Genomic DNA, 26180 nt, shown 5'->3' with positions numbered 1-26180 from the left:
CGATGTCCTGGGCGTCGACCCCTATTACCTCGCAGAGGGGGTGTATAAGCTCATCAACAGCACTATGAAGGAGCACATCAGGGCAGTGCTCTATGCTCGGGGATTCTCCCCGGCAGATTATCACCTTCTGGGCTATGGCGGGGCTGGCCCGATGCACCTCGCTGGCTACACCGAAGGCCTGCCCTTCAAGGGAGTGGCCACCCTGCCCTACGCAGCGGCCTTCTCTTCATTCGGTTCTGCTGCGGTGGACATCAGCCACCGATACCAGAAGTCCACCACGGTTATGATTCACTATGGCGCTGACGAAAGCTGGAAGATGATGATGGGACAGGGGATGCTCAATCCTGGGTGGGAAGAGCTGGAGAAGCTGGCACAGGCTGACTTCGCTGCCGAGGGTCTGCCATGGGAGCAGGCCAGGGTGCGTCAGATAGCCTACGTGCGCTACGGGAGCCAGATGTCCGACTTGGAGGTGCCATCACCTGTCTCTCGCATAAACAGCGCCGAGGATATGGACAAACTCATCGCTGCATTTGAGGACCTATATGAGAAGGTGTTTGCTGGCGTGGCCAAGCATCAGCGGGCAGGATATTGGATCTTCGAGCTGGGGCTCACCGCCTCTATTCCCAAGGTCAAGCCTAAAATAGTTAAGAGATCTCTGGAGGGAAAGGATCCACTACAAGAAGCTATCAAGGGGGAGAGGGAAGTGTACTTTGACGGCGAGTGGCACAGGGCCGTTATCTACGACATGGACCAGATCAGACCGGGGAACGAGATCGAGGGGATAGCTGTAGTTGAGGCTCCAGCCACCACCTTCTTCCTCCCGCCGGGGAGACGGGCCAGGATGGATGAGTGGTCGCTGCTGTGGCTCACCTGAGGATTCCCCAATTGGGAAACAGCGATCAGAGGAGGTTATGATGAGCGAGAGCAAAGGAATAGGAGAAGGCGGGAAGACCCTCAAGCAGATGATGGAGGAAAATGAGAGGCTGTACTGGGAGACTGGTTGCTATGCTGGCATCACCGAGCCTTACCTACTCAGAGAGGACCCTGTCAAGAGCGAGCTTTTTCATTCCCGGATAATGGCATCTTTGATGGCGGGCAGGGAGACTACCCGTATGATATCCGCTTCACCTTTTGTGCGAGAGGTGGCCGAACTCTGCCTCGGATTCTATACCGCTGATGGAGCCAGCATCGCCCAATCGACCGGCATCCAGGCTCACATCATGCCGATGGGTGAGTGCATACAGTGGATGATCAAACAGAACTACGAGCAGGACGTGGGCATAAATGAGGGCGACCTGTTCATAGCCAATGATCCCGTTATCGCCGGCATGCACCCTGCTGATGTCTACGATATCCTGCCGATTTTCTGGGAAGGCGAACTGGTGGGCTGGGTTTGCACGGTGATTATGGAGATGGATATTGGCGCAGTGAGCCCGGGATGCATGCCCACGGCAAATGCAGAGCGGGGCTCGGACGGATTGAGGTTCTGTTGTGAGAAATGGGGGGCCAATGATCTTCTCAGGAGAGACTTCGAGCTCAAGATCGAGCTCAGCCTGGATATGGCGGATATGTTTCTGTTAAATCGCAAGGGGGCCATAGCAGCCAATATCAGGGTGCGCGAAGAGGTCAAAAACATAATTCGTGAATTCGGACTCGACTACTACAAGAGGGCCACGAGGGAGCTCATAGAGGAAGAGCGGCGCAACCAGCTCGCCCGCGTTCGGCAGAGGACGGTTCCCGGGCGCTACCGAGATGTGGTACCTGTTGAACTTGATATGGCAAAGCAACCAATTTCCTGGCTCCCTGCCAATCGGGATACCATACGGCTAATCCCCATACAGACTGACATCTTGCCGTCCGGGCGTCTGGTGCTGGATTTCGAAGGGACTGGCGAGTGGGGATGGCACCCCTTCAACGGAACTCCCACCGGCCTGCGGGGTTGCTTCTCAACAGTCCTGACGCAGACCATCTCGTACGACGGCCGTTCCAATCTAGGAACCCTTCTCGCCTGCGAGATTAAGGAGCCAGCTGTCGATTCCTTGCTGAACCCAAGTGAGATCAAGAGGCTGGCGACCGCGGACCCATGGGCCCCAATATTTGATCTGTTCGGCCTGTGGCAAAGTATGTTAGGGATTGCCTATTATCTGCGTGGGTTCAGGGAGGAGACGTTCAACTGGCGTTCCAGTGCTGGCTGGCAGATGGCTGGCTACGACGCACTGGGTACCAAGCGCCCTCTGTTGGCTGCCGAAACAGGTACCTTCGGGCCTGGGGCTACGGGGGTTGGCGATGGGTGCGATTGTGGGGGGTGGATAGCCACCCAGCTAGTTGATATGGGCAATGCAGAAGTGTGGGAACTCTTCGTACCCCAGCTGGAGATGACACGGCGATTTGAACCCTACTCCACTGGGTACGGCAAATTCCGCTCCGGCGTGGCACTAGCCAGTGTCACGCTGCTTCACAGAGTAACACAGACTATTGCCAGTGGGGCCATTGGGACCGCTTCTGATGGCATCATCCCCAATCTCGGCCAGTTCGGTGGCTATCCCGGCGGCAAACGAAATACCCTCCTGGTTCGTTACGATAATCTACAGGAATTGATAGAGAATAGGCAACCACTTCTCCACGAGCTGGGCCATCCCGCCGAGTGGAAGGATAGAATTCAGGGCCAAGTCACCAACGTGGGCCTTATACCACCACCGATACTGGTCTATGATGGCGACGTACTTGTTACCGACACGGCTTCTGCCGGGGGACTGGGTGACCCCATTGAGAGAGAGCCGAGGAGAATTAAAGATGACCTAGATGAAGGATTTGCCACTGATTGGATGGCCAGAAATATCTACTGCGTCGACGTGATCTTCAACGAGATGACCGAGGAGTGGCAGATCGATGAGGCTGCCACCAGCAAACTGCGCGAAGCCAAGAGAAAGGAGAGATTGTCGCGCGGTGTGCCGGTAGAGCAGTGGTGGCAGAAGTCCCGTCAGAGGCTGATGGAGCGTAATCTCGACGGCAAGATTCTGGAGATGTACCAGAGTAGTATGAGGCTTAGCGAGGCCTTCACCCAGGAGTTCAAGGACTTCTGGGCGCTGCCCGATGATTTTAATCTGTGAGGTGATGAAATGCCATACAGCAAAGAGGATTTGAGAGACCTTTACGACGGCAGGCTCCCCTGGCACAAGACCTTCGAAATTATGAGCAAGCCCAAGGACGACGATAGATTCGACAAGTATGTCGAGATCCTCCAGGAGCGCGTTCCCTGGCTGGAGAGGATACTGCTGCCCCTGGGCGAGCACCTCTACGTAGTGGACAAGGCCGGAGAGCGGATCGTAAAGTGCGACTGCGGGCATGAGTTCGGGGACTGGCGGCAGAACTGGAAGCTGAACGCTTTGATCTTCGCCAGAGACGATACCGAGAAGTTGGAGGAGATTTATCCCGGCCTCAAGTGCCCCGACCCCAACCTGTGCGAAGTGCGGGAGTTCTACTGCCCGGGGTGCGGCAGTCTGCTCAAGGTGGAGGCTGTACCCGTAGGTTATCCGATCATCTTCGATGCCCTGCCCGACATAGATAGTTTCTACAGGGAGTGGCTGGTAAGGCCGCTTCCCGATGAGAAAGAGTTCCGGGATATGACTTACCAGATCACCAGGGAGTGGGGACGTGACATCGCGTAATGTGCCCTGATAGCTAGATCGAGAGAGGTAAGATTCTCTGGATGTTTAGGCCCTTTTACTCAGCGTCACTTCGTCGCTTCGCTTACCTGCTTAACAGAATTCAAGGAGATGCATGATCCCGATGATCAAGAGTCTGGTTTGCCTACTATACTTATATGAAGTGGAGGAGAGAAGGGGATGAAGAAGATGCTGGAACCATACCACGTTTTAGACCTGACAGACGAAGAAAGTATGGCTTGTGGAAAGATTCTTGCCGACATGGGAGCAGACGTTATACAGGTGGAGAAGGTAGGTGGTGCTCTGGCCAGGCACAGGGGGCCCTTTTATCATGACATTGTAGACCCAAGCAAGAGCCTCCTTTTCTGGGCATACAATACCAACAAGCGTTCCATCACCTTAGATATAGAAACCGCCCAAGGCAAGGATATGTTCAAGAGGCTGGTTAAAGGTGCTGACGTCGTCATTGAGTCATTCGAGCCCGCGTACATGGACAACATAGGTTTGGGCTATTCAGTACTGAGTGAAATAAAGCCAAGCCTGGTCATGACCTCTATCAGCGGTTTTGGTGGAACAGGTCCCTATGCACACTATAAAGCTCCTGATATAGTGGTTGCCGCTATGGGAATGATAATGGCGGTCACCGGTGAGCCCGAGGATAGTCCGTTTCGAGTGAGCGTTCCCCAGTCTTATGTGCAGGCAGCCATACAGGCTGCGCAGGGGACCATGGTGGCTCTATACCACAGCGCCGGAACTGGTGAAGGGCAACATGTTGATGTCTCAGCACGGGATACTTGGATTTTCATATCTCTGGAGTATTTGCCGCAATGGATTGCCGCCAGGCAAGTGCTAGATAAGCCGGGGCGAGGGCTAACTATTCGAAAGGGTCTGAGAATGCCAATTCTATGGGAGTGCAAAGACGGAGACGTAGCTTTTCTCTTGCTAGGGGGGCAGCCAGGGGGAAGGAATAATCGGCTACTGGTTGAGTTTATGGATAGGAAAGGGATGGCCCCGGAAGCGTTGAAAGCAAAGGACTGGTCGCAGTGGGGTATCGGGGAAACCGCCATGGAAGAATTTACCTATCTTTTTCAGGTACTGGGAGAATTCTTCAAAAGCCAGACTAAGGAAGAGCTTTGGGAGGAAGCCCTGAAGGAGAAGATTATGCTCTACCGCTTAAGTGATACCAAGGATTTGGTGGAAGACGAACAGCTTCAGGGAAGAGACTTCTTTAGGACGGTTAACCACGAGGAGTTAGACGACCAGGTTACATATCCAGGGGCCTTTGCTCTATTTTCGGAGACCCCTATTGGCGAATGGCGACGTCCTCCTCTTATTGGTGAGCATAACCAGGAGGTCTACGAGGCGGAGATGGGCTTTACCACGAAGGACCTTATTGACCTAAGAGCAGCCAGAGTAATCTAGACGTGTTGGAGGAGGTTTGAGATGCAACGGCACGTTTTTGAAGATGTCAAGATTGCTGGGTTTGTGTATGCGGGGGTGGGCACGCTTACTATGAAAACCTTCGCTGAGCACGGAGCCACGACCGTCCGCATTGAATCAATGAAGAGGCCTGATAATGTGAGACTTGCCCCACCCTGGAAGGATGACGTGGTTAACGTAAACGGCAGTTTCCTGTTTGACATTGTTAACAATGACAGGCTGAGCGTTGGCCTGAATATGAATCATCCACGAGCCCTGGAGGTCGCCCAAATGCTGGTCAGGTGGGCCGATGTGGTAGTCGATAACTTCCGCCCTGGTACAATAGCGAAATGGGGATTGAGCTACGAAGACATAAAGAAGCTGAGGCCTGACATTATTATGATCAGTACCTCGCTGTTTGGGAACACCGGGCCTCACGCCGACATGCCTGGTTACGGCCCTCAGTTACAAGCGTACGCCGGCTTTACCAATATTGCTGGAAGGCCTGATGGAAGATCGGTCATGGTAGGGCAATCTGTGCCGGATTTTATTGCCCCTACTCTAGGGGTGACGGCAGTAATAGCTGCTCTGGACTATAGAAGGAGAACAGGACAAGGGCAGTATATAGATCTCTCTGAGCTTGAGACGGCCATATTCGGTTTTACTCCAGCATTGTTGGATTACACAGTAAACGGGCGAATCCAGACCAGGGCTGGTAACAGTTGCCATTACGCCGCGCCTCATAACACCTACCCATGCCAAGGGGACGACAGGTGGTGTGCAATTGCCGTATTCACCGACCAAGAATGGAGATCTCTTTGTGAGGTCATGGGCAACCCAGAGTGGTCAAAGGAGGCAAGGTTTCAAACGCTTCTGGGAAGGAAGAAAAATGAGGCGGATTTAGACCGCTTAATAGAGGAGTGGACGGTTAACTATCCCCCTGAGGACGTTATGGCCAAGATGCAAGAAGCTGGAGTGGCGGCAGGAGTGGTGCAAAATGCCGAAGATGTATGTGAGCACGATCCTCAGGTAAAGCATCGGCATCAATTCTGGGAGTTGGATCACCCTGTGTTAGGGCGTCACTCTTATCTAGGGGGTTGCTTTACGCTATCCAAGACCCCAAGAGAGTTGAAGAGAGGGTCTCCTCTTTTGGGGGAGCACAGCGAGTATGTGTACAAAGAGCTTCTGGGTATGTCACAGGAAGAATATGATAGCTATTTATTGGATGGGGTTTTCGAATAGATCCATAGCGAGGGATACTAGTTGCTAGCATCTCTGCCCGTAGCAGACTCTGTAATCCTCATCGTGGCCAATTTATAACACTTGATGACATTCGGGCAATCGAGGATGTATATTAGGTAACAAAAGTCCAGATCGTTTAATCAATCACACAAACTTCTATTCTGTTCAGTCAATTAACCAACATCCAATTTGTCCCTGTACGTTCTCTTGGCCGCTTTCTAATAGACAAATGCAAAAGTCTTGGAAAAGGTTCTTGCTTCTAACTTAAATGGCTCTCTGAGTTAGATCCGAACCAATAACCTAAAGGTTAACAACTGCTCGCTCTATAGTAAAGCGAATGCTGATAAAATTATCTAGATTGTAGCTATTGAACATTTCATCTTTTGGTTAATTTTGGCGTGACTATCTAATCCTCCGGTTCTGCCAAATCTACCCATCGGTCACCCAAAATTAGATCACGTTTAGTTCTATAAGGCTGAGCTAATGCTTCTGAACTCTTATACTCTCGGAAGTGATGCTCACGCTTGTCACTTAGCTGGATACTGACTATTTCCCCTGTCGGCACGCGCCTCGCAAGGTTGTTCACTCTAATAATCTTTTTCTCAAGCTCAGATAACGTATATTCGAGTGAAACTAATTTGGTATTTAGCTGATTAACTGAAGCGCGATTACCTTGGACTGACTCCCGGATATGTTTGACGTTTTTCGATAGCTCATATAACTCGTTAGCTGTAGCTGTTGATTGCCCTTCTATTTTCGAAAAGCTATTCTCACACGATTCATGGCTCTCGCGTATGGCAATGGCCGACATGTTATATGTATTTGCTATCTCTTTGTGAAGGGACTCAGATTCTCCAGTTAGCTCAGCCACTATGGTCTCCATTGCCTCTCTGGAAACGTATTCAGATTTCAATTGCTCAGTCAGTTTACTAAGTTGCTCAGTAAGCTGGGCAACTCGCCCAGTAAGTGGTGTGTCAGTAATACTGAGTAGCTTCTCCAGTTCGTCCGTTTCCCCAACTCCAGTAATATGCTCCAGCCTAGCAAATCTATTCTCCAGTTGGCTCAGCCTCTGCTCAGTAGTTACTCGAGTACCTAAATTGGAACTCAGTGGCTGCTGGGCGGCTTGCTGAGCTACCGGCTGCCCAATGCTGATTCCAGTGTCGGCGTGAACGAAATTTTTGTGTCCTCTTAAGCCTTGAGTATTTTTAAATTCTTTACCGCATATATCACAGGATACCATTGTAACCTCCGTTATTTTTTGATTTGGGATTATTTTTAGGGATTGATGTTGATTGTGCTATAATCAGCCAAAACTGGCGACAGTTCAAAAAAGGTATGGATTTTTAGTTGTGGAATAGGGTCGCTAGGCCCAGCTAGCGTGCCCAGGGCAACCCATAGGTGCAGCACTTTGGGAGCATCCGTTATGGGTGAAGCAATGGTTGACAAAATCTCTGAGGAAGCCACCCTTTGCTGTTGCCTCCTGCACTACCTCTAGCTCAGAGATAAGCTTCACCGCTCCTCCTCCAAGGGAAATCTGCCCTGTCGAGCCCCACTGACCAATGGCTCCTTGGAGCGGGGCTTCAAAGGGAAAGGACTTAGACCGAGGCGGAGATATAGCTGGAGATAGACAAGCGTGTTGCCGCTCATTGCCCATCTCCAACCAGAACCGGGATTGCTATCTCAATGGGGACTCTTTTGATGTTGTGTATGGAGGCTCTGCCAGCCTTTAATTGCATGTTATCGACCGGCGAACAGCGCAAGTGGGCGGCTTGAAGGTCGGACTGCGCTAAGTTGAGATAGTTCTTAACCATATCAAGTGTGCTATGCCCTAGTATTCGTTGCAGAGAAAATACGTCCCCGCCATTCCGAAGGTAATTTATAGCAAACGTGTGCCTAAAGGTATGGGGCGAACATCTAACGCCCTCTATCCCTGCTTTCCTGCCGTAGTTTTCAATAATGGTTTCGATACGATTCGCCGTTAAGGGCTCTCCGGCTCTAGTAAGGAAAAGACGATCCGATAGCTGATTGACAGGGTTGGACCGGTATCGGTTCACATACTTTACTATTGCCCTCTGAACCGTTCCTCCAATTGGCACGACTCGCTCCTTGGCCCCTTTGCCCCAGACCTTCAGAGAGCGCTGATTTACATTTGCGTCCTTTAGTTCTATTTTGGAGAGCTCGGTCACCCGGATTCCTGTATCGAGAAGCGTGAGGATCATCGTCCAGTCTCTAAAGCCTGTAGCTGAGTGGGTATCAATGGTAGCGAGGAGAGACATTATCTGATCGTCTGTAAACGGGAGAATCACCTTATTGGGCGACTTCGGAATCTTTATCCTGTGGAAGGGATTGGTCTCAATAATTTCCTCGGAGACGAGCCAGCTCCAGAAGGCTCTAATCGCCCTGAGGTAGCAGTTTATGGTGTGCCCGGTTAGTCCCTTCTGCTGCGGCCTTGTATAAGGGTGTTCCTTATATGTTTTCGTCTGTTGTAAATATAGTATAAACCGCCGAATCTCTAGCACACCGATCTCGCCGACATCAGTGGGAAGCCCATCCTGCTTCAGGAAATTGTTAAGAATAGTGAGAGCAGTAGTGTAAATAGCAACCGTCTTCGGGCTCTTGCCCTCAATTCGGGCATTGAGACGATAGGCCTCAATCAGGGTATCCAAAGTAGTAAGGTGATCCATTAGAAGCATGATATTCGCCTATGTTCCTGCCGTCAGCTAGTGCCATCAATTACACAGTACTAGGGATGAGGAGTTCCCTGATCTTGGATATGTCCTCCTCGGTGTAGACTCGCCAGCCGTTCAGGTCCCGCCTTGCTCGGGGAATCTTTCCCTTCCGTTCCGCTTCCCTGAGCCAGTCGGTGGAACGCCCTATCTCCCTTGCCACCTCGCTTACCGTCATTAATCTCACGACAGACCTCCTTGCAATTTGTCTAGAGATAGCCTAGCATAACCCAAGGGCATAAACTGGTACATAATAGGGGTTAATCATGGGAAAACATCCCGGATCTTCAGAAGAAGAACTGGAATTCATATTTAATTGTTTCGCGAGGGGTTTAACATCACCCACGGATGTCCTGGAAGAACTGCAAGATACAGATTTCCCACTTCGGAATCCTCGCTTCATACGGGAGAGGAAGAAGCACTTTGAGGCAGCTAAGAAGGTGCTTGGCGAGTCTATTGGGAATCTTTTAATTGTCGACGCTAAAAGGAAGCATTTCGAGGATTTATGCGACGAAATTCGTCTATGGAGAGATGAATTATATGATGAAGCCTGGGACACACTTATCTCTTATGTAGACCTTGACGAATACGAGCCAAGTCCAGAATCAGAATGTGTATGGCAATGGGGACAGCCTAGCTTTCGACGGCAGACCGATAGTTCTTTGGAGGTGCGGTTCCAATTTGAGCGGCGACCCTTGTTTGAAGCATTGAAAGTCCACTTGGCAGACGAGGAATTGTGGCGATGGTGGGAAGAGGTAAAGCAAGCATTGTCACAGGGGCTAGAGCAAGAATTGAAAAAGAATCACTTACCCGTCAATCAGATAATAGTCCCCAGGACAGCCTCGGACTTAGTTCCGAAAATAGTGAAGCAGCTAGAAAAGTGGAGCCTCAAGCGGGTATTCCCAGGCAAATGCCCAATTTGTCCCGGCTAGGGGTTTGAGATAGTAAGCATCGGAAGCTCAATCCTTTGATATGTCAAAGAGAGAACGCAGCTACATAAGAGGGATCGTCAAAATCTAGCTGCGTCTCAGTTCCATGTTATCAGCAGGGCTAAACCTCCTGTGGCAGGCCTTCACATCCGCCTCCGCCAGGTTAACATAGACTCTCACTACATCGAGGCTGGAGTGCCCCAATATCTGCTGTAGCGAGAAAACATCCCCACCATTTCGCAAGTAGCTGATTGCAAAGGTATGGCGGAACGTATGAGGGGAGCACCTGATTCCCTCTAGCCCCGCCTTTCTACCATAGCTCTCAATGATAGTCTCCAGGCGATTCACAGTTATAGGCTCACCAATACTGGTCAGGAATAGGTTGTCGCAAAGGGGATTGGAAGGCTGTGTACGATAACGATGGATATACTTCCACATTGCCCTCTGAACCCTTGCCCCTATGGGAACTATCCTCTCTTTTGCCCCCTTGCCGCATAATTTGACTAAGCCGTCGTCCAGGTTAACATTATTTAGGGTGAAGCCTACAAGTTCGCTAGCCCGGAGTCCAGTATCGAGGAGCGTAAGTACCATCGTCCAGTCCCTGAAGCCGATTGGTGTAGAAGTGCGTATCACTCCCAACAGGGCCTGTATCTGGCTCTCTGAGAATGTAGGGATCACCTTCTTTGGAGGCTTGGGGATTCTTAGCTTGATGAAGGGGTTTGACAGGATAATCTCCTCACGCATCAGCCAGGACCAGAAGGCCCTTATCGCTCTAAGATAGCAATTTATGGCGTGGCCCGATAGCTGCCTATCCTGCGGTTTAGTGTAAGGGTGATGCTGGTAGGCTTTTACCTGTTGGAGGTAAAGTATAAACTCTCTCAGTTCCTGGATGCCTATATCGGCGACATCAGTGGAAAACGCCTTGGACTCAAGGAAGTCTCTAAGGGTAGTGACCGCCGTGGTGGTGATTGTTATCGTTTTCGGGCTCTTGCCCTCGGTTCGGGCGTAGAGCCTGTAGCCCTGAATCAAGTTGTCGAGATGGGTTACCCTGCTCTTCCTTTCAACAATCCGGTTTAGTTGCTCTTGGATATTCTTTGCCATCTTGTCCCCCCTTTTTTACCGAAGCAGTTGGTCTTTTTGCAAAAATCCCCGGGTTTTTACCCAGGGATCGGGGGATAAGATAGCTTTGAGCCAGCTATGGGCTGGCGTCCCTGGTGAGATTCGAACTCACGACCCACTGCTTAGAAGGCAGTTGCTCTATCCACTGAGCTACAGGGACCCTTTTATACCTATCCTTCATAATTCTAGCACCTCGCTGGGACACTGACAAGTTTAGTTTATCGAACTTTGTAGGCTTAAATGATAGGGGATGCAATCAATATTGTGAGCATATTCCTAAAAGCCAGGCTAACCCGTCGCAGGTAGTAGCTCTTCTAATGCAGGAACATATCTCTGGTAGGTGGCATCATCGAAGAGGACGAAAACTACTTCATCCAGGGACTCATCCTCTCGGAGAAAGTCAATGACCGTCTCCAGTGCTACGGCAGCAGCAAGAATCACCGGGTATCCAAAGGCACCGGTGCTTATCGAGGGAAAGGCAACCGTCTTTAAGCTGTTGGCTACCGCTAACCCCAGACTATTGCGATAGGAGCTTGAGAGAAGCTCAGGCTCACCACGGTGGCCGCCGCGCCAAACTGGCCCTACGGTGTGGATGACATACCTCGCCTTGAGGTTCCCGCCGGTGGTAATCACTGCTTCACCAGTGGGCAGGCGTCCTAGTCTAGAAACGATTTGCTTGCACTCTTCAAGGATAGAGGTGCCGCCGCAGCGGTGAATCGCACCGTCCACGCCACCGCCACCCATAAGGCCGGAGTTGGCAGCATTGACGATAGCATCGGTGCTTTGCTTGGTTATATCACCTTGAAGCAAGGAGAGCTTCGTTCTATTGATTATACTGTTCATTTTTTCTTTGTTACCTTTTTCGTTTAATAGAAATGGAGGATTCACTGAAATACCAACGAACCCTCCAATCAATACACTAGAGACCTAGGATAGCAATCCCGACCACACTCCATGGCGGATAGCCACCCATGTTGTGGGTAAGCCCAAGCTTAGGGTTCTTTATCTGACGATCCCCAGATTTACCCTGGAGCTGCTTGTACATCTCATATACCATCCGTATTCCCGAGGCGGCAATGGGATGTCCGAAGCACTTGAGACCGCCATCTGGTTGAACCGGCAGCTCGCCATCAAGGTCAAAAAACCCAGACTCAATGTCCCCACGCACCTTGCCTCGTGGGCTGAACTGGAGGTCCTCCATAGTTACCGCCTCGGTGATAGAGAAGCAGTCATGTACCTCGGCCATGCTTATTTCTTCGCGCGGGTTTTTTATCCCCGCCTCTTTGTAGGCCCTTAAGCCACACTGGTAACCCGTCTCCGCATGGGTGTAGTCGTAATCAGTGTACCACATATCCGCGCCTGAGGCGGCAGCGATCTGAAGCGACTTGATGTATACCGGGTCAGGGCGGAACTTCTTAGCATCCTCTGCGCGCACCAGAATAGCTGCTGCTGAGCCATCACTGACCCCGCAACAATCGAAGAGGCCAAGTGGCCATGCAATTATCGGGGCATTTACGATATCATCGAGCGATACCGCCTTGCGCAGGTGTGCCTTGGGGTTCTTGAAGCCGTTCTGGTGACTCTTCCATGATACCCTAGCGAGCATTCGCTTCCCCTCATCGGGCGGTATGCCGTAGCGTGAAAAATACCTGGTAGCCATCATGGCATATACGCCGGGTCCTGACATGTTGGGCATGGTGAGGAACTCCGCCGGAGTTTTAAGATCGGGAAGACCACCATAGCCAACGTCCTTTAGCTTCTCGACGCCGACAGCGAGCGCCATGTCGCAGCAATTGGAGGCAAGGGCATAGGCTGCACCCCGCAGCGCCTCTGTGCTACTGGCGCAGGCGTTCTCCACGTGGGTTACTGGCAGGTATTGCAGTTTTAACGTTTGAGATAGCTGTATACCGCTAAACCCCTGCATCGAATAGAGGGCAGCCCACCAAGCGGCATCTATATCTTTCTTATCAACTCCGGCATCCTCAATACATTCTTTATAGGCATCAACCATGAGATCCTCACTACTCATATCCCATCTCTCACCGAAACGGGTGCAACCCATTCCGATGATGGCAACTTTATCCTTTATACCTTCAGCCATGTTCAAGTTCCTCCTTCTTAAACCCTTACAGGTACTGCTTTCCACGTATAACCGGTAACACCGCGATCGTAGTACTTCCGACGGAAAGTACATTCTACTGGCATTCCTACTTCGAGTTCGTCCAGATCACAGTCGGTCAGGTTAAATTGAGAACGCCCACCACCCTCGAAATCGATCACTCCGTATAGTTCGGGCGGGTCGGGGGTATATACCAGATTGTCGCCGGTATAGGTGAAGATATGACCTCTTTTATCGGAGAAGCGGTACTCCTCCATCTCATCGACTGCGCCGCAATCGGGTTTTACACATACGCGCTGGGGGGGGAATTGGGGAGTGCCGCAGCGCCTGCAATGCGTCCCTACAAGGGCTAAAGCCTTTTTCCTGTCCCGCCATAATATCGATGATGATGACGGAACCGCCTCTTCACCTCGACCTGCGATATCTATTGCAAGAACCTGTTTGAAGGTCACATACTTTTCGTAGCTGGTCAGGTCCTTTTTATTTGCCAGGCTGTTCTTGACACCCTTTCTCCCCTTGATCTTCTTGATTTCCGGTGTTACCTCGAAAAACATGGCATCGCTTCCACTTCCATAGCTGGCGACGATTATTTTGTCCCCCGGCTTGGCATCCTCCAGCGCTGCCACCAGTAGCATCAAAGGGTTTGCCGTGCCGGTCAGGCCTAATGTGGTGAACATGTGATCCTGTAGCTGATCGGGCTCAAAGCCCAACTGCTTACCGATATTAGCATGAGCGCGGGCGTACATACAGGGATAGCAGACCTTAGCTATGTCTTTAGGATTGATGTCGTACTTCTTAATTAACCCGCTAATTGCCTCGGGGATGAATTTGCTGTATCCCACATCACGAACCCATCGATCTTCCCATATTCGGTTAAACCTCTCTTCCTCATGCCTCCAGTGATCAGCAAAATCGTACGATATGGAGTAGCTACCCTCCAGTGTCGCAATCACCTTTTTATCTCCCAACAGCAGAGCGGCAGCACCGTCACCGTACATTTCCTCTTGGAAGCTTCCAGCTGGACCAAGTCGACAATCGGAGGCACAGACAAGTATGCTGGTTTCTGAACCAGCGGCGATAGAATCGCAGCTGGAGAGAAGGGCAGTGGTTCCAGATTTAAGCGAATCGCTAAAATCTGCAATTCGAATCTGTGGCTTTAAATCTAAGGCGGTGGCAATTATTCCTGCATTGCTGCGTTCCCTATAGGGAGCTGTAGTAGTCGAATAACAAAGACTATCGACCTTGTTCCGGTCCAGGCCGGTTAAGCAATCGACTCCTGCATTTACCGCCATAGTGAGGCTGTCCTCATCATGATTACCTACTGCCTTTTCACCCGGCATTATCGTTGCTTGGTTCACGAAACCGATGGATCCGTATATAGTCATTCGGTTAATTCGGTACCGTGGTATGTAGGCACCATAAGACGTAATTCCTACCATACTTACACTCCTTTCCTTTATCCGTTGGCATTCGCTATTTAAGATAGCGCTTTTCAGTATGATCTGTCAACTGCGCTAAGGCTGTGATAGCCCATATACCAAGGGGCTGGTACCTGGTTAGACTCGGTGTGGGAGGTTACCCTTGATATGAGCCGTAACCGATTTTTCCCGGTTCCTGGAGCTCCCCTGACAGGGAGGTCGCCTATTTAGCATACTGCCTTAGCATATCCCGCCGAAAATTAAAAGGCGTGCCCAATAATCTGCTCGTTACTCTGGAGATCGTCGTAGTAGGGCATTAACGCTAATAAAACCATGTCACCACGATGACTTGCTAAGTGAAATGCGTTCATCGCCAGATTGCCATAACCGTTAAGGCTGCAGCATAGGCAAATCGAGTCCTGAGTGACATTATTTGCCTCTGATGGCTATTGGGCGACACTTGCCCCCAGGCAGTGATAATGTTCATTACCCATACCCAAGATCGCCGGCATAAGCCTATTTCTCAATGGCTCTTCGCTGCGTGCAGCTACACGGATGTAGTTATCGGTTAGTCCTACCCAGGTTCCTTCCTGAACTTCCTGTTCCCAGAGCACCATCATAGTGTATCCCACGAAGCGCTCCCTGAAGCTACGAGCGCTCTCCTCTGCCAATTTCAGCATGCGCTCGCTCCGCTCCTTCATAATACGCTCGTCAATCTTATCAGGCATCAGAGCGGCGCGGGTACCTGGCCTTTCCGAGTAGGTGAAGACATGAATATTGGAGAATGCCATACGCTGGCAGAAGCGGTAGCTCTCAGCATATTCATCGACGGTTTCTCCGGGGAAGCCAACAATAACGTCGGTTGTGATAGCCACGTCCGGTATTGCCTCACGAATCCTGGATACCGCCTGCTCATAATCCTCCGTTGAGTAGCTTCGCCCCATGCGCTGGAGAATAGCATTGCTACCGCTCTGAAGGGGGAGGTGGATATGGCGGCAGAGATGCTGGGCAAAATCCTGCCACAGGGTAAGAAGGGCAGGGGTTATATCTTGAGTCTGGAGGGAGGACAGGCGCAGTCGCTGAACGTCGGTCTCAGCCAGGATGCGCCGGATAAGGGAACACAGTCCGTTTCTGTAGGAGCCGATTTGGGTTCCGGTTAACACTACCTCTCGGTAGCCCCTTTCTACCCTTGCTATGACCTCTGCCAATGCCTCGTCGGGTGGCAAGCTGCGTTCTCGGCCTCGGACAAAGGGTACAATACAGTAGGAGCAAAATCGGTTGCATCCCTCGTGCACCTTTACCAAGCTACGGGTTCGATGTATTTGTGGTAGAAGAGCACTGCCGGGGCCAATCAGCCACCGCTCCTGTAAAACATCAAGCAAGCGGGACTTTTCTTCGTTGCCGATGATAATGTCGACCTCAGCCAACTGAGCGAGCTCACTGGTGGCGCGCTCTGCATAGCAACCGGTGGCGATGATGAAGGCACTGGGATTTCTGCGTCGCGCCAGTCTCAGGAGATGGCGTGACTTTCGGTCGGCAATGTGGGTCACGGTGCAGGTATTGAGGATATAGATATCGGCGCCATCCGAGGCAGGAACAATACTATATCCCCTCTCGGCGAGCTGCCATGCCAGTGACTCGCTCTCCGCCTGATTAAGCTTGCATCCCAGGGTTTCTAAAGCAATGCTATTTTGGATTTTTCGCATCTCTTTACCGGTTCGCAATTAGATATGCCGATTGTCGGAGGTGCCACCGAGGAAGAAAATGGGCATTTATCATTTAGTGACTGAGTTTGTTTAAAACTGGTGCTATGAGACGGATACAATTACTTTTACTTTAACAAATGCTCTCGCCGGTTAACGATCCCAAGGGTTATAAATAAATAACATAGAACCCCTTAGTTGCAGTGTAACACTGGAACTTCCCTAAACTATATTTTCGTGGAAATCATGATTATTACTGCCGGGGACCCCTGGCCTGGGACGGAACCCAAAATCTACGAAGCGGAATAACTCTAATGTTTGTGAGAAAGCCGGGGTAAACCTCTCCCTCTAACTCATTTTGACTGCGGGCTAACTTTCGCTATTATATGGGTTTTTAATTTCGAAGGTCAAGGGATATAGCCAATTTAGAACATAACGTGATATACTGTTACAATTACAGCAAAAAAGGGGGGAGTGCTTCCTTGGGTAATAGGGTCGTGGTTACCGGCATAGGGATGGTAAGCCCGGTGGGGCTAGATGTATCCTCGACATGGCAGGGGTTAATCTCAGGCACATCGGGGGTAGACTACATAACCCGGTTTGACCCTGGCCTCTTAGCAACCAAGATCGCCGCCGAGGTAAAAAATTTCGACCCAGGTCAGTATTTAGACCGCAAATTGTACCGTCACATGGATCGTTTTGCTCAATTTGCCGCAGTGGCAAGCCTTCAGGCGGTGGAGCAGGCACACATGGGAATAGATGCCACAAATGCCGGGGGCATAGGTGTGGTTATTGGTGTAGGTCTTGGGGGGCTGAGCACCCTAATAGATCAGAACAAGGTGCTCATGGAGCGGGGGCCCGATAGGGTAAGCCCCTTCCTAATTCCAATGATGATAGCTGACATGGCTTCTGGTCAGGTGGCAATATTATTGGGGGCAAAGGGTCCCAATTTCTGTATTACCTCATCCTGTGCCAGTGGCTCCGATGCTGTCGGGGAGGCATTTGAGATTGTAAGGCGCGGTGATGCCCAAGCGATGATTACAGGGGGGGCTGAGGCGGTAATAACCCCACTCGCCTTTGCTGGCTTTAACGCAGCAAGGGCTCTTTCTACCAGGAACCATGAGCCACAGAAGGCATCCCGTCCATTCGATGCCGAGCGAGATGGCTTTGTCATTGGGGAGGGGGGAGCGGTCCTAGTAATGGAAAGCCTTACCTTTGCTACGAAGCGGGGAGCCCCTATTCTGGCTGAGGTTATGGGCTATGGTGCAGCAGGGGATGCCTACCATATTACCCAGCCAGCAGAGGGGGGTGAAGGTGGGGTCAGGGCCATGAGCATCGCTCTTAGGGAAGCAGGGTTGGAACCTTGGGAGATAGATTACATAAACGCCCATGGCACATCAACTCAACTAAACGATAAGAATGAGACCATGGCGGTAAAGACTGTTTTTGGGAAGGAAGCCTACCGAATTCCCATAAGCTCCACAAAGTCGATGGTGGGGCACCTGCTGGGTGCTGCTGGAGCCATGGAGGCAGCGATATGCGTTCTCACTATCCAGCATGGGGTCATTCCACCGACAATAAATCTCACCTGCCCCGATCCAGATTGCGACCTTGATTATGTGCCCGATGTGGCTCGTCAGGCGGTGGTGAATACAGCATTATCCAATGTATTTGGTTTTGGTGGGCACAACTCTACCCTTATCTTCGGCAGGTATAGGGATTAAGCATGAGCCGTAGACGATGGCAAATACAGCCTAGCCTGCCAGAAGAGCAGCTTGCCAGAATTTCGGGAAATAGACACCACCCTTTATTGGTTCAGCTCCTCTATAATCGTGGCATCAATGACACAGCGCAGATTGAGTCCTTTCTAGCCGCAGACGAGCGCTTGCTTAATGACCCTTTTCTGCTGCCCGATATGGATAGAGCGGTAGCCAGGATTTACCGCGCACTGCTCTCCGGGGAGGCTATTGCCATATATGGGGATTTCGATGTCGATGGGATCACGGCCACAACTCTCCTCTGTGATGGGCTTTCCGCTCTTGGGGGACATGTAGTTCCCTATATTCCCCACCGCGCTGATGAGGGGTATGGTATAAACGACGCGGCATTAGCGCGCTTATCGCAACAGGGGATTGATTTAATTGTCACGGTGGATTGTGGCATCAGCGCTAATGATGAGATGGAAGTTGCGAAGCAACTGGGGCTTGATATCGTGATTACCGACCATCACACGGTTCCTCCTCAAATACCACAGGCTATCGCAGTGATCGATGCGAAGCGGGGTGACTCCCGTTACCCCTTCCCTGAGCTTGCCGGTGTGGGTGTGGCTTTCAAGCTCATGCAGGCACTTTTTAGTTCTCTGGGTAAGGACGGCGATGTGGAGGCATTATTAGACCTTGTTGCTCTGGGAACGGTGGCTGACATGGTCTCAGTCCTCGGAGAGAACCGCTACTTGGTGAAGCGTGGACTTGCAGTGCTTCAAACTACAGAGCGGCCGGGATTAAGGGAGTTGGCCAGGAGCGCTGGAGTGCCTCTTTTAGGCATTGATGCTGAAATTATTTCCTGGGTTCTAGCACCTCGCCTCAATGCAGCGGGGCGGATGGACCATGCTGGCATAGGCTATAATCTATTAACGACTAGGTCTTCGGAGGAAGCTGAGAGGCTTGCCGGTATCCTGGAGAGGAGAAATGAGGAGAGAAAAAGGCTCACCGAGGAGATGCTGCTCAGGGCAAGGGAGCAGATAAGTGCCACCGGAACCGATTTACCCCTTCTAATGGTAGGTGGTGAGGATTTTCATAGTGGGGTGGTGGGCGTGGTAGCCGGCAGATTGGTTGATGAGTTCTACCGCCCCGTAGTCGTCTTCCAGCGGGGAAGGGAGTGGAGCCGGGGGAGCGCTCGCAGCATCCTCGATTTCGACGTCATCGATGCCCTTAGCGATTGCAGCGCTCTCCTCCATCGATTTGGCGGGCATCCCAGGGCAGCAGGGTTTACTGTAGCTACCGAAAACCTGGATAAACTTCATAAACGACTGGTTGAGATTGCATCAGACCAACTGGCATCTGTGGACCTCCGCCCCCTGCTCTCCATTGATGCCGAGATGTCCCTGTCGTCTCTCAACGGGAATACCTTCAAAATGATGCAGCAGCTTGCCCCCTTTGGATATGGCAATCCCACCCCGGTATTTGCTGCACGTGATGTAAAGGTGGAGGAGTCTCGTTGCGTGGGAGGTAAAGGGGAGCACCTGAAGATGAAGCTAAGGGCGGATGGGGTAGCCTGGGATAGCATTGGCTTCAGGATGGGCCAGCTTGTGGGCAAGGTCACCCCCAGGCTGGACATCGTCTTCAAGGTTGATGTCGATCTGTGGGGTGGTGGGGAGAGGCTTCAGTTAAACATCCTCGATTTCGCTCCTGCCACATAAACTAGTGCCCGACAGCATTTTGCCCTTTATTCTTACTCCGCAAGAGTATTTAGCTTTCTGCCCGGAGAGTTTGCTAAAAGATGCGAGTCTACTGTGGGCTATCTTCAACCAAGTCCAGCATACTGCTTGCTGGCGGTATCACCGATGATGAAAATGTCGCATATTTGCACGGGCCTTGTCTGTTGATACTATGGAGGCAGGAACCCGGATACCGATGGGCCTGGATTCCCGCCTGCGCGGGAATGACATGGGCGTTGGGCTAGCATCGATATTTAAGGGCTCTATTTTCGTGATAATGACGGAGGAGGGCTGATAATTGTTAAGGTAGAGGATAGGGCAACTCTTCTGCAGGAGGGTCAGCTATGGCCTCAGCCCTCGCCTTCCTAATCCTGTAGATGAGCAGGGGGACACAAACCGACAGCACAATAAGAGTGATGAAATGGGGTGAATGTAGCAGGCCAAACACATTTATCTGATCCGGTGTCACCAAACGGGTGAACTCGATGAAGAAACGCCCAAAGGAATATAGCGAAAGGTAAAGAAGAAATAGAGAGCCATCCGGCTTTAGCCGCCCTTTAAGACGCCATAGCAAGGCGAATACTAGGATATCCCACATGATCTCATAAACCGGTGAAGGGTGGGTTGCTACAGTTGGAGAATAACCGGCCTGAGCCAGTATTTGGGGGGCAATAGCATTATCACTGGTATAAACAAAACCCCAGGGCATCGAAGTCGGTGTCCCGCAGGCATCGCCGTTTATAGTGCACCCGATCCTACCCACCGCCTGGGCAAGGAGCAGCGCTGGGGCGATGGCATCGGCGAGACGCCCAAGCGGGGGATGAGTTATCCTGGCATATATGAAAACGGCCAGCGTTCCCCCCAGGATCGCCCCGAGAATGGATAACCCGCTAAAGAATTGGGTAAATATCTGTGCGGGGTGGCTAATATAAGTGCTCCCCAGGTAGTCTATGACGTGGAACAGCCTGGCCCCGATAATACCGCCAATGATAGCCCAGGGCGCGGCGCTATAGACGGTCTCCTTTTTGATACCGACACCTTTAGCAAACCACAGGGATACTCCGACCCCTACTATGACAGCGAGGGACACCATGATCCCATGCCAGCCTATCTCGAAGGAGCCAATGCTGAAGAGTATGGTGTCGATACCTATTTCAATTGACACTTTATAGCATTCTACGGCGATTTGCCACGTAGTGTCAACAAATATGGCGCATACACTTGTCTTAGTAAGCCAAGTAGCGGTGTTGTTGCCAAGAAAATTAAGCAACATTCTCTGTCAGTCTGACCCCTGTTTAGGCCTCGGGGGAAGAATCTCAGTTAGATTCTGTTGGTGCCGTTAGCAATAGGCATGTTGGATAGCGATCGAAGCTAAGCATTATCCAGGGCGTTTCCCTCTCTTAAGATTACACCACCGCTGAGACAGCTACTATGGCAATTGATATAATATGTCCAAATCAAGTGAACTCATATTTCTGTGAAATGTTCAGGATTTGGGGAAGGGGTTGTGCAAATTTTTCGATAAGCGTGCATACTCTGTAGGATTATGTTAAAATAGGGCAATTCAAGATTGATAAAGGAGAACTAAGGATGGGGGAGGAAATTCAGAGCTTTTTAAATTATTTATTAGTAGAGAAGGGGTTCTCCGAAAATACCATCTACGCCTATAGAAATGACCTCAATCAGCTTGCTGATTTCGTAGGGGAAAGGGCAGGTGTAAAAGGACACAAAACTGAGTGGTCTGCTGTAGATCGCAATCTTCTCATCAGTTACATCCTCGATTTAAAGGATAGAAATTATGCAACGGCCACCGTGGCTCGTAAGGTTGCCGCGGTGAAGTCTTTCTTTGACTTTATGGTTAATGATGGCGCCCTACGCAATGACCCAACCGAGAACTTGAGTTCGCCGAAGGTGGGCAAATCGTTGCCCAAACCCCTCTCAGTTGCTGAGGTAGAAGCGCTGTTGTCAGCACCGGTTAGGCTTTCTTCGCCCGAGGCAAAACGTGATGTGGCGATGCTTGAACTACTCTATGCCTGTGGCATGAGAGTATCTGAGCTTGTTTCCCTTAACACGGTGGATGTGAACCTCGATGCGGGATTTGTGCGCTGCCTGGGAAAGGGATCCAAGGAGCGGATTATACCAATACATCAGCGTGCAGCCCAGTCTGTTAAAGAATACATGGTGGCGGTTCGCCCCCTTATGCTGCGTGATGAGGAAGACGACGCTTTGTTCTTAAATCGCAGAGGGGAGCGCCTCACCAGGCAGGGCTTCTGGCTCATACTTAAGAACCATGCTGAGGCAGCGGGTATAAAAAGGGAGGTTACCCCCCATACCCTGCGGCATAGCTTTGCCACTCATATCTTGAGCGGTGGAGCTGACCTGAGGGCGGTTCAGGAGCTGCTGGGGCATGCTAGCATCTCCTCAACACAGATATATACTCACCTTACCAGCGAGCATGTGCGCCAGGCTTATGAAAAGGCACACCCTAGAGCTCGAGATTAATAAGTGCTTTGTGGGGCTAAGGCGTCGCGGCAGCGGGATTCAGATATATGTAGTTATGCAGAGGGGCAAGGGCGAAGGGTTGGTTTAAAAAGGTTTAGTTTTTGAGATATCTCGATATAGAGAATTTGCTCCCTATGCCGTAATCTTGGGAGAGTATCGCAAGAGAGCTTATAAATGAGACAAACGGGATTTTCCCGTAACGGATACTATTGGGGTGTAGGATATAAAATTGACAAGTAATAATCGCTTGAATGCTTAAAATAAAAAGGTTTAAATGGTGAAAACTGAGTTTGTTAATGGGACGTTAATTGGTATAAGGGATGGACCGGCCATTGTTGTTGAGGTAATGGGGCAAGAGAAGAAGTTTCTGTTGGACTGTGAGGTGAGTATAGAGTGGGCGTTTTCTCGTATGAATACAAGGGTGACATGTGTTGTGGAGGATGGACGAGTTATCAAGGTGGAGTAATAGATGCCTAAGAAGTCACATAGTGTCGCCTCACGACAGGCGGCGTCTAGTAAAGAGAGAAAGCGGAAGAAGAAGTCGCAAGGCTCTTCGAGGCGTTCCATGCCTGCTGGTGCTACTCCTGATACATCAACTGAATTCACTGCTGAGACTCCTGCCATGCCCTCAACCGTGGCAACACCGGAGCCTCAAATTACCTCTAAGGTGACCCAGACCGCTCCTGCGGCGCAAAAGGAGGCTCCACGCTATCAATATGTCATCGCAGATTTACGAAAGATATCCCTGATTGCCGGGGCCATGATCATCATCCTCATCGTGCTCGTCTTTGTGCTGGGATAGGACGCCATGGAAGCGAGGCGCTTCGATGAGCAGCTAAAGGCATTACCCCAGAAGACAGGTGTTTATCTTTTTAAAGATACATCGGGCAATGTGATATATGTGGGAAAGGCCACCAATCTCTATTGTCGGATAAGAAGCTATTTTGGCACTCCTCATGCGCTTTCCTCAAAGATACAGTGGATGGTGGCCCGGGTAAGCAGCTTTGAATTCTTTATTACTGATTCGGAACAGGAGGCACTTATACTAGAGTGCAACCTGATCAAGAAGCACCACCCTCGCTACAATGTACGCCTCAAGGATGATAAGACCTACCCCTATCTCAAGATCAATATCCAGGACGATTGGGCCAGGGTTTATGTTACCCGGCGAGTCGATGAGGATGGCAACCGCTACTTCGGACCCTTCGCCAGTGCTGGCTCGGTGAGAAAGACACTTGACCTGTTACAAAGGCTTTTCCCTTTCCGCTCTTGTAAAAGGGCGATCAGCGGGACTGATCGCAGACCCTGTCTTGAGTATGACATGCACCGCTGTGCTGGCCCCTGCATTGGCGCTATCTCTAGGGAGGAATACCACGAGATTATTAATGAGGTGGTTATGTTTCTGGAGGGAAAGCAGGAGAGCGTGGTGAAGGAACTACGGCGAAGGATGGCTGGGGCATCGGAGCGGCTGGATTTCGAGCGGGCTGCAGTACTGCGCGACCAGATACGTGCTGTGGAAATGGTAACCGAGCGCCAGAAGATCTCTTCGACCGATAGACGTGATCAGGATGTCATCGCCCTGGCAAAGAGCGGTGATCAGGCTTATTTAGAGGTCTTCTTCATACGGGGCGGTCGGCTCATCGAGCGGGACCACTTTATGGTGCAAGGGGCTAAGGATGAGGAGCCGGGGCGGATAATGGCGGGTTTCCTGAACCAGTTTTATCACTCGGCGACCTATGTCCCACCTGTAATCATGCTTCAGCATCGCCCTGATGATATATTGTTACTGCAGAGGTGGCTGGCTAGCAAGCGGGGACAGAACAGAACGAGGGTTAGCCTTGTGGTGCCACAACGTGGTGAGAAAAGGAAGCTGGTGGACATGGTTGCGGAGAATGCTCGACAGGGTCTGGAACAGCTAAGGGTGAAGCAGCTCGCTGAACCGGGGGCTAACGCTGCTGCTATCGAGAAGCTGGGAGACGCTCTTCGTCTTCCCCGAACTCCCAGTCGAGTGGAGTGCTACGACATTTCGGATATTCGTGGGACATCGGCGGTGGGCAGCATGGTGGTATTCCAGGAGGGGCGGCCCGTGAAAGCGCACTACCGCCGATTTCGCATTAAAACGGTGGGTGGCGCCGACGACTATGCCATGATTAAGGAGGTCTTAAGGCGACGCTTTAAAAGGGCTGAAGGGTTCAAGAATACAGATACATCAGGGTGGACTATAGTCCCCGACCTGGTGCTCATCGATGGCGGTAAGGGGCATCTGAATGCGGCAGGCGAGGCTATTAGGGAAATGGGGGTGGAATTCATCCCAGTTGCCAGCATTGCCAAGGAGAACGAGGAGCTTTTTCGCCCTGGCATAGCCGATCCAATAATCCTACACCCTACGTCGTCAGCTTTATACCTGGTGCAGCGAATTCGTGATGAGGCACATCGCTTTGCCATAGGCTATCACCGCAGGGTGCGGCGCAGTGAGACGATGGCATCAGCGCTGGACAACGTCCCCGGGATTGGCCCCAAGCGCAAGCGGGCGCTTTTACAAAAGTTCGGCTCGGTGCGTGCAATCAAGGAGGCCCCGATAGATGAGATGGCCGCGGTTGTGGGCATGACCCAATCCCTGGCACAGAGGGTGAAGGAATCTCTATAATTTTCGGTATTGCCTGCTATTTGACGCTTGGTCTGAGGCTGCTCTTCACGGATTCGTGTTTCTTTGATACTTTTTTCTTCCACTTGCCATCTACTTCAACATATTCATCTTCGTAGTGACCTTAGCCATTTATCATCGGGTTTGGCGGTATCACCACATACCTAAACCATCAACTTGCCCAGGTTTCCATTAAGGCGGAGTATCTGCTCGGCATCCCGGATGATTGTATCGATTAGCTCCCTGACGCTCATAACCTTGTCTATGACACCTACCGCCAGCGAGCCACCCGCTATCTTCAGGATCACATCAAGGTCAAAGTCGCTCTCCCAGTCCCAGTCACCTACCTCGGACTGCCTGAACATGACCTGTTCCAGGTGTTGAAGCCACTGGTCCATGGGCATATCGCCCCTTTTCCCCAATATCTTTTCGTAGTCCTCGGGCTTCGGCGGGGTAAGGGCACGCTCGCGGTATTCCTTATCCCAGGGCTGGGCTTCCACCAGTTGCTGCTTGAAGCGCTCTGAGACTGGGCACTCCTCGGTAGCCAGGAAGCGCGTGCCCATATAGATGCCCTCTGCCCCCATAGACAGGGCGGCGAGAAAGCCACGGGCGTCGCCGATGCCTCCGGCTGCGACCAGTGGCACCCTCATCTGCTTTACCGAAGTGGTCACGCTAATTAACGTGGGTAGCTGGAAGATGCTCTTGAAGGCTGTGCCCTCCAGGCCTACAATGACCACGGCATCGGCCCCTTGGCGCTCTGCAGCCAGGGCATGCTGAACCGTGGCAACCTTGTGCACCCACTTAAGCCCGGCATCATGAATGCGCATGCCGTGGTTATCGGCGCGGTATGCCGACGTAAAAATCACCGGCACTCTTTCCTCGATAGCTACCTCCCGCATCTCGTCTATGCGGGGGCAGAGCCCTACCGAGAGGTTGACCCCGAAGGGCCTGTCAGTTATTGAGCGCGCCTTCTTGATGTCCTCCCTCAGCCTTTCTGGAGTGCGCCAGGCGCTGGCGGTGATGATGCCAAATCCCCCCGCTTCGGAAACGGGTGCGGCTAGGACTGAGGTGCCAAAACCACCGAATGCCCCCTGGATTATGGGGTATTTGCTGCCCAGGAGTTCAGTCACCCTGTTTTTCCAGTTAATAGCCAACCTCCGGCTGCCATTATCTCAGGCAATTCTTTCGCCGTCAATGGCGATACCCATGAGGCCTCAGAGTTGTGCCGACATTGAGAGTTAAAATCTGAAACTTTGGG

Annotated in this window: 22 protein-coding genes and 1 tRNA gene; 12 read left to right on the top strand and 11 right to left on the bottom strand. The window is 51.3% G+C overall.

All coding sequences use genetic code 11. The features are described from left to right. The 5 genes from VMX96_03070 to VMX96_03050 all read left to right on the top strand — a co-directional run. A partial coding sequence (locus tag VMX96_03070) for a hydantoinase/oxoprolinase family protein (GenBank protein HUU62890.1) occupies window positions 1-874 on the top strand: 874 nt, incomplete at its 5' end. 37 nt (window positions 875-911) lie between these two features. Then, complete coding sequence (locus tag VMX96_03065; GenBank protein HUU62889.1) at window positions 912-3110, top strand: hydantoinase B/oxoprolinase family protein; 2199 nt, start codon at window positions 912-914, stop codon at window positions 3108-3110. Between the two features lie 9 nt (window positions 3111-3119). Continuing rightward, window positions 3120-3668, top strand: coding sequence for an acetone carboxylase subunit gamma (locus VMX96_03060; protein HUU62888.1), 549 nt, complete (start codon window positions 3120-3122; stop codon window positions 3666-3668). Window positions 3669-3845: 177 nt separating this feature from the next. Then, the gene (locus tag VMX96_03055; protein ID HUU62887.1) at window positions 3846-5087 is read left to right on the top strand and encodes a CoA transferase; all 1242 of its coding nucleotides are present in this window, start codon (window positions 3846-3848) and stop codon (window positions 5085-5087) included. Window positions 5088-5108: 21 nt separating this feature from the next. Then, window positions 5109-6326, top strand: coding sequence for a CoA transferase (locus VMX96_03050; GenBank protein ID HUU62886.1), 1218 nt, complete (start codon window positions 5109-5111; stop codon window positions 6324-6326). A gap of 406 nt (window positions 6327-6732) precedes the next feature. Here VMX96_03050 and VMX96_03045 read toward each other — a convergent pair whose 3' ends face one another. The 3 genes from VMX96_03045 to VMX96_03035 all read right to left on the bottom strand — a co-directional run bounded on the left by VMX96_03045 (window position 6733) and on the right by VMX96_03035 (window position 9230). Further along, window positions 6733-7566 (bottom strand): hypothetical protein, encoded by an 834-nt coding sequence (locus tag VMX96_03045; GenBank protein ID HUU62885.1) that lies wholly within the window; start codon window positions 7564-7566, stop codon window positions 6733-6735. Window positions 7567-7969: 403 nt separating this feature from the next. Next, complete coding sequence (locus tag VMX96_03040; protein HUU62884.1) at window positions 7970-9019, bottom strand: tyrosine-type recombinase/integrase; 1050 nt, start codon at window positions 9017-9019, stop codon at window positions 7970-7972. Window positions 9020-9059: 40 nt separating this feature from the next. Then, window positions 9060-9230, bottom strand: a complete 171-nt coding sequence (locus tag VMX96_03035; GenBank protein ID HUU62883.1) for a MerR family transcriptional regulator — start codon at window positions 9228-9230, stop codon at window positions 9060-9062. 88 nt (window positions 9231-9318) lie between these two features. Here VMX96_03035 and VMX96_03030 point away from each other — a divergent pair, with 88 nt between their 5' ends. Then, the gene (locus VMX96_03030) at window positions 9319-9984 is read left to right on the top strand and encodes a hypothetical protein (protein ID HUU62882.1); all 666 of its coding nucleotides are present in this window, start codon (window positions 9319-9321) and stop codon (window positions 9982-9984) included. 84 nt (window positions 9985-10068) lie between these two features. On the opposite strand, the gene VMX96_03025 is transcribed toward VMX96_03030, so the two are convergent. The 6 genes from VMX96_03025 to mtaB all read right to left on the bottom strand — a co-directional run bounded on the left by VMX96_03025 (window position 10069) and on the right by mtaB (window position 16343). Next, window positions 10069-11082, bottom strand: coding sequence for a tyrosine-type recombinase/integrase (locus VMX96_03025; protein ID HUU62881.1), 1014 nt, complete (start codon window positions 11080-11082; stop codon window positions 10069-10071). Between the two features lie 102 nt (window positions 11083-11184). Then, a tRNA-Arg gene (locus VMX96_03020) sits at window positions 11185-11260 on the bottom strand. A 128-nt stretch (window positions 11261-11388) separates the two neighbouring features. Then, window positions 11389-11943, bottom strand: coding sequence for an O-acetyl-ADP-ribose deacetylase (locus VMX96_03015; GenBank protein ID HUU62880.1), 555 nt, complete (start codon window positions 11941-11943; stop codon window positions 11389-11391). 76 nt (window positions 11944-12019) lie between these two features. Further along, complete coding sequence (locus VMX96_03010; GenBank protein HUU62879.1) at window positions 12020-13201, bottom strand: acetyl-CoA acetyltransferase; 1182 nt, start codon at window positions 13199-13201, stop codon at window positions 12020-12022. Window positions 13202-13218: 17 nt separating this feature from the next. After that, the gene (locus tag VMX96_03005) at window positions 13219-14658 is read right to left on the bottom strand and encodes an OB-fold domain-containing protein (protein HUU62878.1); all 1440 of its coding nucleotides are present in this window, start codon (window positions 14656-14658) and stop codon (window positions 13219-13221) included. Between the two features lie 425 nt (window positions 14659-15083). Next, the gene (mtaB, locus tag VMX96_03000) at window positions 15084-16343 is read right to left on the bottom strand and encodes a tRNA (N(6)-L-threonylcarbamoyladenosine(37)-C(2))-methylthiotransferase MtaB (GenBank protein HUU62877.1); all 1260 of its coding nucleotides are present in this window, start codon (window positions 16341-16343) and stop codon (window positions 15084-15086) included. 479 nt (window positions 16344-16822) lie between these two features. Between mtaB and fabF the strand changes: the two genes are divergently transcribed. Both fabF and recJ read left to right on the top strand, forming a co-directional pair. Then, a complete protein-coding gene (gene fabF / locus VMX96_02995; GenBank protein ID HUU62876.1) occupies window positions 16823-18064 on the top strand; it encodes a beta-ketoacyl-ACP synthase II in 1242 nt (413 codons plus the stop codon). Between the two features lie 2 nt (window positions 18065-18066). Next, window positions 18067-19758 (top strand): single-stranded-DNA-specific exonuclease RecJ, encoded by a 1692-nt coding sequence (gene recJ / locus VMX96_02990; GenBank protein HUU62875.1) that lies wholly within the window; start codon window positions 18067-18069, stop codon window positions 19756-19758. Between the two features lie 319 nt (window positions 19759-20077). On the opposite strand, the gene lgt is transcribed toward recJ, so the two are convergent. After that, a complete protein-coding gene (gene lgt, locus VMX96_02985; GenBank protein ID HUU62874.1) occupies window positions 20078-20941 on the bottom strand; it encodes a prolipoprotein diacylglyceryl transferase in 864 nt (287 codons plus the stop codon). 425 nt (window positions 20942-21366) lie between these two features. Between lgt and xerD the strand changes: the two genes are divergently transcribed. The 4 genes from xerD to uvrC all read left to right on the top strand — a co-directional run bounded on the left by xerD (window position 21367) and on the right by uvrC (window position 24925). Beyond that, complete coding sequence (gene xerD / locus VMX96_02980) at window positions 21367-22278, top strand: site-specific tyrosine recombinase XerD (protein ID HUU62873.1); 912 nt, start codon at window positions 21367-21369, stop codon at window positions 22276-22278. A gap of 274 nt (window positions 22279-22552) precedes the next feature. Then, entirely contained in the window at window positions 22553-22744 is a 192-nt protein-coding gene (locus VMX96_02975) for a hypothetical protein (GenBank protein ID HUU62872.1), read from the top strand. 3 nt (window positions 22745-22747) lie between these two features. Continuing rightward, a complete protein-coding gene (locus tag VMX96_02970) occupies window positions 22748-23080 on the top strand; it encodes a hypothetical protein (protein HUU62871.1) in 333 nt (110 codons plus the stop codon). Window positions 23081-23086: 6 nt separating this feature from the next. Next, entirely contained in the window at window positions 23087-24925 is a 1839-nt protein-coding gene (gene uvrC, locus VMX96_02965; GenBank protein HUU62870.1) for an excinuclease ABC subunit UvrC, read from the top strand. A gap of 161 nt (window positions 24926-25086) precedes the next feature. Here the strand turns inward: uvrC and VMX96_02960 are convergent, their stop codons facing one another. Beyond that, window positions 25087-26076 (bottom strand): nitronate monooxygenase, encoded by a 990-nt coding sequence (locus tag VMX96_02960; protein HUU62869.1) that lies wholly within the window; start codon window positions 26074-26076, stop codon window positions 25087-25089. Window positions 26077-26180 lie beyond the last annotated feature (104 nt).

It is taken from the genome of Dehalococcoidia bacterium, from assembly GCA_035528575.1.
Lineage (GTDB): Bacteria > Chloroflexota > Dehalococcoidia > E44-bin15 > E44-bin15 > DATKYK01.
This window is presented reverse-complemented; position numbering and strand designations above follow the sequence as displayed.

Coding starts and splice junctions, on each gene's coding strand:
- VMX96_03025 (HUU62881.1), bottom strand. CDS start 11,082: ATGGCAAAGAATATCCAAGAGCAACTAAACCGGATTGTTGAAAGGAAG.
- VMX96_03030 (HUU62882.1), top strand. CDS start 9,319: ATGGGAAAACATCCCGGATCTTCAGAAGAAGAACTGGAATTCATATTT.
- VMX96_02975 (HUU62872.1), top strand. CDS start 22,553: ATGGTGAAAACTGAGTTTGTTAATGGGACGTTAATTGGTATAAGGGAT.
- xerD (HUU62873.1), top strand. CDS start 21,367: ATGGGGGAGGAAATTCAGAGCTTTTTAAATTATTTATTAGTAGAGAAG.
- VMX96_03065 (HUU62889.1), top strand. CDS start 912: ATGATGAGCGAGAGCAAAGGAATAGGAGAAGGCGGGAAGACCCTCAAG.
- uvrC (HUU62870.1), top strand. CDS start 23,087: ATGGAAGCGAGGCGCTTCGATGAGCAGCTAAAGGCATTACCCCAGAAG.
- VMX96_03050 (HUU62886.1), top strand. CDS start 5,109: ATGCAACGGCACGTTTTTGAAGATGTCAAGATTGCTGGGTTTGTGTAT.
- VMX96_03040 (HUU62884.1), bottom strand. CDS start 9,019: ATGCTTCTAATGGATCACCTTACTACTTTGGATACCCTGATTGAGGCC.
- VMX96_03045 (HUU62885.1), bottom strand. CDS start 7,566: ATGGTATCCTGTGATATATGCGGTAAAGAATTTAAAAATACTCAAGGC.
- VMX96_03055 (HUU62887.1), top strand. CDS start 3,846: ATGAAGAAGATGCTGGAACCATACCACGTTTTAGACCTGACAGACGAA.
- VMX96_02970 (HUU62871.1), top strand. CDS start 22,748: ATGCCTAAGAAGTCACATAGTGTCGCCTCACGACAGGCGGCGTCTAGT.
- VMX96_03015 (HUU62880.1), bottom strand. CDS start 11,943: ATGAACAGTATAATCAATAGAACGAAGCTCTCCTTGCTTCAAGGTGAT.
- VMX96_03035 (HUU62883.1), bottom strand. CDS start 9,230: ATGACGGTAAGCGAGGTGGCAAGGGAGATAGGGCGTTCCACCGACTGG.
- VMX96_03005 (HUU62878.1), bottom strand. CDS start 14,658: ATGGTAGGAATTACGTCTTATGGTGCCTACATACCACGGTACCGAATT.
- VMX96_03010 (HUU62879.1), bottom strand. CDS start 13,201: ATGGCTGAAGGTATAAAGGATAAAGTTGCCATCATCGGAATGGGTTGC.
- mtaB (HUU62877.1), bottom strand. CDS start 16,343: ATGCGAAAAATCCAAAATAGCATTGCTTTAGAAACCCTGGGATGCAAG.
- VMX96_03060 (HUU62888.1), top strand. CDS start 3,120: ATGCCATACAGCAAAGAGGATTTGAGAGACCTTTACGACGGCAGGCTC.
- recJ (HUU62875.1), top strand. CDS start 18,067: ATGAGCCGTAGACGATGGCAAATACAGCCTAGCCTGCCAGAAGAGCAG.